1 protein-coding gene is annotated in these 12125 nt (G+C 73.7%); it reads right to left on the reverse strand.

All coding sequences use genetic code 11. The annotated features are described in order from the left end of the window. Window positions 1–12: 12 nt before the first annotated feature. Window positions 13–12117 carry an SDR family NAD(P)-dependent oxidoreductase gene (locus tag AB0C66_RS29070; protein WP_362444964.1) on the reverse strand — a complete coding sequence of 4035 codons (12105 nt, stop codon included), beginning with the start codon at window positions 12115–12117 and terminating at the stop codon, window positions 13–15. Window positions 12118–12125: the final 8 nt, after the last annotated feature.

The raw sequence follows: 12125 nt of genomic DNA on the forward strand, positions 1-12125 counted from the left end.
TCCGCTCCTCCATCAGGGCAGTTCACGGTCAATGAGCTCGAACATCTCGTCGTCCGACGCGGACTCCAGGCCGCTGTAGCCGGTGCTGGCGGCGGGGTCGGTGGCGCCGCCGCCGTTCCACTTCGCCAGGAGTCCGCTGAGCCGTTTGGTGATCCGCTGGCGGCCTTCGTCGTCGGTGTCCAGGGCGGTGAGGGTGGTGTCCAGCCGGGCCAGTTCGTTGAGGACCGGGTCCACGCCGTCCCGCCGATCGGTGGCGCCTTCGCCGGGTGCCAGCCGTTCCAGCAGGTGTTCGGCGAGCGCGGTGGCCTCGGGGTAGTCGAAGACCATGGCGGCGGGCAGCCGCAGTCCGGTGGCGGCCGCGAGCCGGTTGCGCAGTTCGACGGCGGTCAGGGAGTCGAACCCGAGCTCCTTGAAGCTGGTGTCCGCCTGGACGGCGTCCACATCGGTGTGGCCGAGCACGGTGGCCGCGTGGCCACGGACCAGGTTGAGTACGAGGCGGTGGCGTTCGGTCGCCGACAGCCCGGCCAGCCGCGCCGCCCAGTCGACTCGCTGACCGCCGCTGTCGGCCGCCGCCGTGCGCCGACTGGTGCCGCTCGTACCACTCGTGGCGGCCAGTGCACGCAGGGTGGTGGGAACGGTGTCGGTGGGCAGCCCGGCGACGGTCCGGGTGTCCACGTCGGCGGCGACGAGGAGGTCGGCGCCGTGCTGCACGGCGGCGTCGAGCAACGTGAGCCCGTGCTGTGCGGTCAGGGGGCGGATTCCGGTGCGGGCCATCCGGGCGAGGTCGGACTCGGCGAGGTGGCCGGTCATACCGCTTGCTTCGGCCCACAGCCCCCAGGCCACGGACACACCGGGCAGTCCGGACGCCCTGCGGTGGGCGGCCAGGGCGTCGCAGAAGGCGTTGGCCGCCGCGTAGTTGGCCTGCCCAGGGCTGCCCATCACCCCGGCCGCCGACGAGAACATCACGAACATCCCCAGCCGCAGACCCGCCGTCGCGGCATGCAGATGAGCGGCCGCCGCGGCCTTCGCCGCCCACACCCGCCCCAGCCGTTCGGGGGTCTGGGAGGTGACCACGGCATCGTCGAGGAGTCCGGTGGCATGGATGACCCCGGTGAGGGGATGTGCGGGGTCGATGCCCGCCACCAGCTCCGCCACCGCCGTGGCGTCCGTGACATCGGCGGCGACGATCCGTACCCGTGCACCGAACGCGGTGAGCCGGGCGGCCAGTTCGGACGCGCCCGGGGCTTCCTCGCCGCGCCTGCTGACCAGCACCAGGTGGCCGATGTGCCACGAGCGGACGAGGTGTTCGGCGACATGTCCGCCGAGGGTGCCGGTGCCGCCGGTGATGAGCACGGTGCCGTCCGGGTCGACGGCCGGTGGCACGTCCAGCACCAGTTTGCCGGTGTGGCGGGCCTGGCTGAGCTGTCGCAGCGCGTCGCGTGCCCGGCTCAGCGGCCGTGGCCGTACGGGCGCGGGGCCCAGCACACCGATGCCGAACAGCGCGCTCAGCTCGCGCAGCATCTCTCCGATGCGGTCGGGTCCTGCGTCGGGCACCAGGTCGAAGGCCCGATAGCGGACACCGGGGTGGGCGGCCGCGATGTCCTCGGGGTCGCGGATGTCCGTCTTGCCCATCTCGGAGAGCCTGCCGCCGTCGCTCAGCAGCCGCAGCGAGGCGTCCACGAACGGTCCGGCGAGGCTGTTGAGCACCACGTCCACACCACGGCCACCGGTGGCGTCGCGCAGTGTGTCCTCGAAGCCGAGGTCGCGGGAGGTGGCGCGGTGGGCGCTGTCGATGCCCATCTCCTCGAGTACCGCGTGTTTACCGGGTCCGGCCGTGGCATAGACCTCGGCGCCGAGGTGACGGGCGATCTGCACGGCGGCCATGCCGACACCGCCGGTCGCGGCGTGGATGAGCACCGATTCGCCCGCCGTCAGCCCGGCCAGATCCACCAGGCCGTACCAGGCCGTGAGGAACACCACCGGCACGGCGGCGGCCTGTTGGTGGCTCCAGCCGTCCGGGACCGGCACCACCATCCGTGCGTCCGCCACCGCGTACGGGCCGAAGGCACCCTCGAACAGGCCCATGACGCGGTCCCCGGGGGCGAGCCCGGTCACCTCGGCGCCGACGTCCAGCACCACTCCGGCGCCTTCGCTGCCCTGGAAAACCCCGCCACCGGGGTACATGCCCACGACGATGAGGGCGTCCCGGAAGTTGAGGCCCGCCGCGTGTACGGCGATGCGGACCTCACCGGGGCCCAGCGGTTCGAGCACCTCGGGGCACGGCACCGGTGTCACGTTCTCCACGGTGGCGGCGCCGCGCACCGCCAGCCGCCACGCCTGCTCCGCCGCCGGGGCGACCAGGCCGCCGCTGCCGGGGCCACCGGCGCGTACGAGCCGGGGTGCCCACACCCGCCCGGTCCGTACCGCCACCTGTGGTTCGTCCAGAACGGCGGCGCGCAGTACCGCGTCCACCACGGCGGCGCCGGTCTCGTCCGGGTCGGCCTCGCCGGCGGGGTCGAGGTCGAGCAGGACCAGCCGGTCCGGGTTCTCCGACTGCGCACTGCGCACCAGCCCCCATACGGCGGCGCCGGCGGGGTCCGGGGCCGCGCCGACATCGTCGCCCGGGGTGTCACCGGCGGCCACGGCGCCATGGGTCACCACCACCAGACGGGCGCCGGACAGCCGTGGTTCGGCCAGCCAGCCCTGTACCAGTCGCAGGGTGTCCTGAGCGGTGGCCAGGGCGTGCGTCTCGTCCACCTCCCGCCCCGCCGCCGCGGGCGGAACACGCGGCACACCGGTCAGGACGACCGCGGGCACCGGGGCGTCGGCCTCGAGCGACGCGATCAGTGCCTCCAGATCGCGGTGGCGCACCACATCGGTGGTGTGCCAGTCGGTGTCCTCCGGACCGAGCACCGCCCACGTGCCTTCCGTGGCGGCCGGTGCGGGCAGCGCGGTGTCCGTGCCCGGGGCGGGTGTGGGCAGGGGGATCCAGTCGAGGATGAACAGACCGTCGGTGCCGGTGTGGCCGACGGCCCGCAGCTGGTCGGTACGGGCGTGCCGCAGTTCCAGCGCGTCGACGGTGAGTACGGGGTCGCCCACGGCGTCGGCCACGGTCACCCTCAGGGTGTGCCGGGTGTCGGTGTCCTGGTCGTGCGGGGACAGCCGGACGCGTACGGTGGTCGCGCCCGACGCCCACAGCGCCACTCCGTTCCAGGCGAACGGCAGCCAGAGCGTATCGCCGTCCGCGGGCCGCCCGTCCGGGTCGGCCAGCAGGGCGGCCGGGTGCAGTACGGCGTCGAGCAGGGCCGGGTGGATACCGAATCCGCGCTGGTCCCCCGCGGCTTCGGGAAGTGTCACCTCGGCGAGCACGTCGGCGCCGTCGCGCCACAGTTTGCGTACACCGCGGAACGCGGGCCCGTATCCGTATCCGGTGGCCGCGGCACGTTCGTAGAGGGCGTCCGCGTCCACGGGTTCGGCACCCGCGGGGGGCCACACACCGGTGACGGACGGGGTGTGCGCCGCGCCGTCGCGGGCCGGGGCGAGCACCCCGGTCGCGTGGCACGTCCACGCGGTGTCGGTGGTGTCCTGGTCGGGCCGGGTGTATATCCGTACGTCACGTCGTCCGTCGTCGGCGGCGTCTCCCACCACGACCTGGACGCGCAGCCCGCCGGAGTCCGGGAGCACCAGCGGTATCTGTGACGTCAGTTCCTCCACGGTGTCGCAGCCCGCCTCGTCGGCGGCCCGGAGCGCCCATTCGACCTGTGCGGCACCGGGGACGAGCGTGGCGCCCGCCACCTTGTGGTCGGCGAGCCAGCCCTCGCCGCCACCGGCCGCGATCCGGCCGGTGAGCAGTCGGGTGCTGCCGTCAGCGACCTCCAACGACGCGCCCAGCAGCGGGTGTTCGGCGGCGACGAGCCCGAGTCCGGCCGCGTCGCCACCGCGGCCGCCGGTGTCCTCCAGCCAGTAGCGCTCGCGCTGGAAGGCGTAGGTGGGAAGGGCGATCGTGCGGGGTGCCGGGTCCGAGCGGAACAGGCCGGTCCAGTCCACCTCGATACCGGCGGTGAACGCCTGGGCAACGGACCGCAGAAGCTGGGCGAGATCGCCGTGGTCACGGCGGAGCGTGGGCACCGTGACGGCGTCGACGGCGGCTTCCTCGAAGGTCTCCTGCATCCCGACGGTCAGTACGGGGTGGGTGCTGGCCTCGATGAACACGCGGTGGCCGTCGGCCAGCAGCGCTTCGATGGCGTCGGCGAACCGCACCTGTTCGCGTAGGTTGCGCACCCAGTACGCGGTGTCCAGCACGGTGGTGTCGGTACGGCCCCTGGTCACGGTCGAGTAGAACGCCACCTGGTCGGCGGGGACCGCGAGTGGTTCGACTCCGGCCAGCAGCGTGGCGAGTTCACCGGTGATCTCGTCCACCTGGGGGCTGTGGGAGGCGTAGTCCACCTCGATCATCCGGGCCCGCTCACCGGTGTCCCGGCAGGCCGTCGCGGCCACCGCCACCTGCTCCGGGGGGCCGGACACCACCGTGGACGCCGGTCCGTTGACGGCGGCCACGACCACCGAGGCGACACGGGCTCCGAGGCCGTCCAGCAGCGCGACCACCTGCTCCTCGCCGATGCCCAGCGAGGCCATCGCCCCGCCGCCGGCCAGTCGGCGCAGCGCCTGGCTGCGCAGGGCCACGATCCGGGCGCCGTCGTCCAGGGACAGTGCCCCGGCGACGCAGGCCGCGGCGATCTCGCCCTGGCTGTGGCCGACGACGGCGGCGGGCCTGACCCCGTAGCCCTCCCACACGGCGGCGAGGGACACCATCACCGCCCACAGCACGGGTTGCACCACATCCACCCGACTGAGGTCGGCGACACCTTCGGTGGCGCGGAGCACATCGGTGAGCGACCAGTCGACGTACGGCGCCAGGGCGCGTTCGCAGGCGGCCGCGCGCTCCGCGAACACCGGCGAGACCTCCATCAGCCCCGCGCCCATGCCGATCCACTGGGAGCCCTGGCCGGGGAAGACCAGCACCGGGCCGTTGCCACCGGTGGTGGCGGCGGTGCCGGAGTGCACCACGCCCGGGTGGGTCTCGTCGGCCGCGAGTGCCGCCACGGCCGCCAGCAGCTCGCCGCGGTCCTCGCCGACCACCACGGCACGGTGGTCGAAGAGGGTGCGGGTGGTCAGCAGCGACCAGCCGACGTCGGTGGGTGACGGGATGTCATCCGAGATCAGCCGCGCGACGAGGGCCCGGGCCTGGTCACGCAGGGCGGTGGCGCCGCGTGCGGACATCACCCAGGGCACCGCGCCGGTGGCGGGCGCGGCCGCCGTCGCGAGGGCCGTTGCGGGGGCCTGTTCGAGGATCACATGGGCGTTGGTGCCGCTGATACCGAAGGAGGACACCCCCGCACGGCGGGGCCGCTCGACGCGGGGCCATGCGACGGCCTCGGTGAGCAGCCGTACCGCGCCGTCGTCCCAGTCCACATGCGGGCTGGGGGTGTCGATGTGCAGGGACGCGGGCAGCAGCCCGTGGCGCATCGCCATCACCATCTTGATGACACCGGCCACTCCGGCGGCAGCCTGGGTGTGGCCGATGTTGGACTTCACCGACCCCAGCCACAGCGGCTGTCCGTCGGGGCGTTCCTGGCCGTAGGTGGCCAGCAGCGCCTGGGCCTCGATCGGGTCGCCCAGGGTGGTCCCGGTGCCGTGTGCCTCCACCACGTCCACGTCGGCCGGGGCGAGCCGGGCGGTGGCCAGCGCGGCGCGGATCACCCGTTGCTGCGACGGTCCGTTGGGGGCGGTGAGCCCGTTGGAGGCGCCGTCCTGGTTGACGGCGGAGCCGCGGATGACGGCCAGCACCTGACGTCCATGACGCCGGGCGTCGGAGAGGCGTTCGAGGACCAGCAGGCCGATGCCCTCGCCCCAGCCGGTGCCGTCGGCCGCCGCCGCGAACGGTTTGCAGCGGCCGTCGGCAGCCAGCCCGCGCTGCCGTGAGAACTCGACGAAGGTGTTGGGGGTGGCCATCACGGTCACCCCGCCGGCCAGGGCCAGGGTGCATTCGCCCTGCCGTAGCGCCTGGGCGGCCAGATGCATCGCCACCAGCGACGATGAGCAGGCGGTGTCCACCGTCACCGCGGGCCCCTCCAGGCCGAAGGTGAACGCCACTCGCCCCGACGCGATACTCGGTGTGCTGCCGGTCATCAGGCGTCCCTCGACGCCCTCCGGTGTACGCCCCAGGAAGCGGCTGCCGTAGTCGTCGTACATGACACCGGTGATCACCGCGCTCTGGCTGCCGCGCAGCGTGGCCGGGTCGATCCCCGCGCTCTCGAACGCCTGCCAGGCCGTCTCGAGCAGCAGTCGCTGCTGGGGGTCGGTGGCCAGTGCCTCGCGCGGGCTGATCCCGAAGAAGTCGGCGTCGAAGCGCGGGGCGTCGTGGAGGAATCCGCCTTCGCGGGCGTAGCTGGTGCCGGTGTGGTCGGGGTCCGGGTCGAAGAGGTCGGCGAGGTTCCAGCCGCGGTCCGCGGGGAACTCCCCGATGGCGTCCGTCCCTTCGGATACCAGCCGCCACAGTTCCTCCGGCGAGCCGACCCCGCCCGGGTAGCGGCAGGCCATGCCGACGATGGCGATCGGATCGTCATCGGCTGCCACCGCAACGGTGGCCGGTGCGCCGGGGCGCGCGGCCGGGTCCGTACCGATGAGCTGGTCGCGCAGGAAGCGGACCAGGGCGTCGGGGGTCGGGTAGTCGAAGATGACGGTGGCCGGGATCCGGGTGCCGGTGGCCGTGCCCAGGCGGTTGCGCAGGTCCAGGGCGGTGAGCGAGTCGAAGCCGAGCTCCTGGAAGGCGCGGCCCGGCTCGATGTCCTCCGGGTTCGGATGGGCGAGGACGGCGGCGATCTGGTCACGCACCAGCTCGGCGACGGCCCGGTCCTGCTGCTCGGTGGAGAGACCGGTCAGCCGCGCGGCCCACGCCCCCGCCCCGGTGTCCGCGACCGCCCGCGCGGGTGTGCGCACCAGGCGTCGCAGCACGGGGGGCAGCGGCCCGGTGGCGGCCCGCGTGCGCAGCGCCGCCGTGTCGAACCTGGCGGGTACGAGGGTGGGGTGGCCGGTGGTGAGCGCCGCGTCGAGGAGTGCCAGCGCCTGCTCGTTGGAGACCGGGGCGGTGCCGGAGCGGGCCATCCTGGCGAGATCGGTCTCGTCGAGGTGGCCGGTCATCCCTCCGGCCGAGGCCAGCAGTCCCCAGGCCAGGGTGTGGGCCGTACGGCCGTCGGCCCTGCGGTGTTCGGCGAGCGCGTTGAGGAACATGTTGGCCGCCGCGTAGTTGGCCTGGCCGCCGTTGCCCATGACGGAGGCGGCCGAGGAGAACATCACGAACACGGCCGGATCCCGGTCCCGGGTCAGCCGGTGCAGATGCCAGGCGGCGTCGAGCTTGGGAGTGAGGACGGTGTCGAGCTGATCGGGTGTCATCGCGGTGACCACACCGTCGTCGAGCACCCCGGCGGCGTGGACGACCGCCGTCAGCGGATGGGTGTCGGGGACGGTGGCGAGCAGGTCGGCCAGGGCCCGCGGATCGGCGGCGTCGCAGGCGGCGACGCGGATCCGGGCACCCAGCGTGGCCAGTTCACCGGTGAGGGTGTCCAGGTCGGATGAGTCGCCGCCGCTCCGGCTGACCAAGAGAAGGTGGCGTACGCCGTGTGCGGAGGCCAGGTGGCGGGCGACAAGTCGGCCCAGGGCGCCGGTGCCACCGGTGATCAGTGCGGTGCCCTCCGGGTCGAGGACGGGGGGTGTCGCGTCCTGATCGGGGCGGACCACGACCAGGCGTGGCACGTGTATCTCCCCGCCCCTCAGGACCAGTTCGGATTCGTCGGCGGCAGTGGCGGCCGGGAGCGCGGTGCGCAGGGCCTGAGGAGAGCGGGGGTCGGTGTCGAGGTCCACCAGCAGGAGGCGGCCGGGGTGTTCCGCCTGCGCGGCGCGGACCAGGCCCCAGAGGGGGGCGGTGACCAGGTCGGCGGCCGGGTCACCGGGGCCGGTGGCCACGGCGCCGCGGGTCACGACGGCCAGTCGGGCCGTGGCGAACCGCTCGTCGGTGAGCCAGGTACGCAATGTGCAGAGCAGGTGATGGGCGGCGGCCCGCACCCGGGCGGGGATGTCCTCTTCCGCCAGCCGGGCGGAGGTGTCCTCTACTGCTGGACCGGCCTCCTCTGCCGCGGCGTCGGTGACCTGTGTGAGGCCGTGGCATTCCACGAGGACCAGGTCCGGAACCGGCTGTCCACCGTCGACGGCGGCCGCCAGCGCGGACAGGTCGGGATGGGCGGCCGTGTCCGGTCCGGTGGCCAGGCCCAGGGGGTCCGGTCCGGCCACCGCCCACCGCTCGCCGGTCGACGGCTCACCGGTGACCGTGGGGCCGGGCTGCCAGTCCAGCCGGTACAGCGGGGTGTCGGCCGCGGCCCGGGCGGAGCGCCAGCGGTCGGCGGAGATCTCACGGAGGCCGAGCGAGTCGATGGTGGCGACGGCCGCGCCGCGGTCGTCGGTGAGCGCCAGGGTGACCGCGTCCGGGGCGGTCGGGGTGATGCGGACGCGCAGCCGGGTGGCGCCGGTGGCGTACAGCCGGACACCGCTGAAGGAGAACGGGAGCCGCACGGTGGACGCCGTGGTGTCGGCCGGGTCGCGGCCGCCGTTGAAGAGCTCCTCGATGGGGTGCAGGGCGCTGTCGAGGAGGGCGGGGTGCAGTCCGTAGGTGTCGGCCTCGCCCCGTTGTTCGGCCGCGAGACGCACCTCGGCGAGCATCTCGTCGCCGTGTGTCCAGGCGGCGTGCAGTCCGCGGAACGCCGGTCCGTAGACGTAGCCCTGGTCGGCCAGCCGCCGGTAGAGGTCCGCCACATCGACGGGTACGGCGTCGGGCGGGGGCCATGCGGCCACCGGTGGTTCGGCCCGGGCGGCCGCGGTGGCGGGGGTGAGGACACCGGTGGCGTGGCGGATCCAGGGGGTCTCCCCTGCGTCGCTCCGCTCGTCGTCGGGCCGGGAGGAGAGGGTGAGGGAGCGCCTGCCGGAGGGGTCGGGGGCGGTGACCGCGAGCTGGATACGCACCGCGCCCGCGGTGGTCAGCAGCAGCGGGGTCTCCAGGGTGAGGTCGTCGAGGAGTTCGCAGCCGGTCCGGGCCCCGGCGAGGAGGGCCAGTTCGAGGACGGCCGTTCCCGGCAGGGGCACGCTGTCCGCGATGGTGTGGTCGGTCAGCCAGGCGTGGGTGTGCGCGGACAGCCGTCCGGTGAGCAGCAGTCCGCCGTCGGGTGTCTCCACGGCGGCCTGGAGCAGCGGATGGTCGGTGGTGCCGAGGCCGACCGCACGCATGTCGGCGGTGGCGGTGGGCACGGCCCGCCAGTACCGCTGTCGCTGGAACCGGTAGGTGGGCAGGTCGGTAGGGGCCGCGGTCTCCGGCAGCGCGGCGGCGAAGTCGACGGTGGCCCCGTCGAGGTGGAGGGTGGTCAGCGCGGCCAGCAGGGTGCGCGGTTCGTCGCGGCCCTCGCGCAGTGCGGTGGCGAACGCCGGTGCGCCGTCCGGTGCGGTGTCCTCCGCGCTCAGAGCATCCTGGGCCATGGTGGTGAGGACGGCGTCCGGCCCGAGTTCGAGGTAGCGGGTGGTGCCCTCGGTGTGCAGGGTGCGCAGCCCGTCGTGGAAGCGGACGGGCTGACGGACGTGGCGTACCCAGTATTCGGGGTCGCGGAGCTGGTCGGCGGTGGCCGGTTCCCCGGTGAGGTTGGAGATCACCGGGATCCGCGGCGGGTGGTAGGTGAGTCCGCGGGCCACCGCGCGGAAGTCCTCGAGCATGGGGTCCAGCAGCGGGGAGTGGAAGGCGTGGCTGACCCGCAGCCGCTTGGTCCGGTGTCCCTGTTCCTTCAGGGTGCGGGCGATGTCCTCGACGGCCTCGGCGTCCCCGGACACCACGACAGCCGTGGGGCCGTTGACGGCGGCCAGCGAGACGCGGTCCTCGCGGCCCGTGAGCAGGGGCAGGATGTGGTCCTCGGTGGTTTCGACGGCGGCCATGGCGCCACCGGCGGGCAGTGCCTGCATCAGCCGTCCCCGGGCGGCGACGAGCGTGCAGGCGTCCGGCAGGGACAGCACACCCGCCGCATGGGCGGCCACCAGTTCCCCCACGGAGTGTCCGGTGAGGAACGCGGGGACGACGCCGAAGGACTCGACCAGCCGGAAGAGGGCGGTCTCCAGGGCGAACAGGGCCGCCTGGGTCACCCCGGTGGCGTGCAGCGCCCGTGCCTCCTCGGAGTCCTCGGCCGCGAACACCAGGTCGCGCAGCGAGCGTCCGAGCAGGGGGTCCAGCTGTGCGCAGACATCGTCGAAGGCGGTGGCGAACACCGGGTACGTCCGGTACAGCTCACGCCCCATCCCGGGCCGCTGGCTGCCCTGCCCGGTGAACATGAAGGCGGTGCCGCCGGAGCGGATGGGGGCGGCTGCCCGGGTCAGCGCGGGGTGGCGCTCGCCGTCGGCCAGGGCCCGTATGGCCGCGAGCAGTTCCTCACGGGTGTCGGCCACCGCCACGGCACGGTGTTCGAAGGCGGAGCGGGTCCGGGTGAGCGACCAGGCCACATCGGCGACGGGCAGCCGCGGCCGGGCGGTCAGATGGTCGGCGAGTGCCCCGGCCTGGGCGCGCAGCGCCTGGTCACCGCGTGCGGACAGGGTCCACGGGACGAGAACACCGTCCCGCGGCGGTGTGTGCTCGACCGGTACGGCCGCGGCGGGCGGCTGCTCGAGCAGCAGATGGGCGTTGGTCCCGGAGATGCCGAAGGACGACACTCCCGCCCGGCGCGGCCGGTCCCCGCCCGGCCAGTCCACGGCTTCGGTGAGCAGACGGACGCCGCCCACGTCCCAATTCACATGTGGGGTGGGCCGGGTGAGATGCACGGTGGCGGGCAGCGTCCCGTGCCGCATCGCCATGACCATCTTGATGACACCGGCCACCCCCGCCGCGCCCTGGGTGTGGCCGATGTTGGACTTCACCGACCCCAGCCACAGCGGACGGCCGTCGGCCCGGTCCTGGCCGTAGGTGGTCAGCAGGGCGTGGGCCTCGATGGGGTCGCCGAGCCGGGTGCCGGTGCCATGCGCCTCGACCGCGTCCACCTCGGCCGGGGACAGCCGGGCGTTCGCCAACGCCTGGGCGATGACGCGCTGTTGGGACGGACCGTTGGGCGCGGTGAGGCCGTTGGAGGCGCCGTCCTGGTTGATGGCGGAACCGCGGATGACCGCCAGGACCCGGTGGCCGTTGCGCCGGGCGTCGGACAGCCGCTCCAGCAGTACCAGGCCGACGCCCTCGGAGAACGCGGTGCCGTCCGCTTCCTCGGAGAACGCCTTGCAACGGCCGTCGGGAGCCAGACCGCGCTGCCGGGAGAACTCGGTGAACACGTTCGGGATGGCCATCACCGTGACGCCGCCGGCGAGCGCCAGCCCGCATTCGCCCTGCCGCAGCGCCTGGCAGGCCAGGTGCATCGCGACCAGCGACGACGAACACGCCGTGTCCACCGTGACGGCCGGTCCCTCGAGGCCGAGGGTGTACGCCACCCGGCCGGACAGCACACTGGGGGCGTTGCCGGTGACCAGGTAGCCTTCGGCGCTCTTCTCGATATGCGGAGTGCCGAAGCCGGGCAGGGCGGTGCCCGCGTAGACACCGGTCGAACTCCCCTTGAGCGAGGCCGGGTCGATCCCCGCGCGTTCGAGGAGTTCCCAGGACACCTCGAGCAGCAGCCGTTGCTGGGGGTCGATGGCCAGCGCCTCGCGTGGGCTGATGCCGAAGAACTCGGGGTCGAAGCGGTCGGCGTCGTAGAGGAAGCCGCCCTCCCTGGCGTGGCTGGTGCCGGGGTGGTCGGGGTCCGGGTGGAAGAGCCCTTCCAGGTCCCAGCCGCGATCGGCGGGGAATGCGCCCATCGCGTGTCCGCCCGCGGCGACCAGCCGCCAGAGCTCCTCGGGCGTGGTCACACCGCCCGGGTAGCGGCAGGCCATGCTGACCACGGCCACCGGCTCCTGGGAGCGGTCCTCCATCTCCCGCAGCCGCTGACGTGTTTCATGGAGATCGCCGGCGACGCGCCTCAGATAGTCGACCAGCTTCTCTTCATTAGCATGCGTCACAGAGGGTC

This window comes from Streptomyces sp. NPDC048636 (genome assembly GCF_040650655.1).
Classification (GTDB): Bacteria; Actinomycetota; Actinomycetes; order Streptomycetales; family Streptomycetaceae; genus Streptomyces.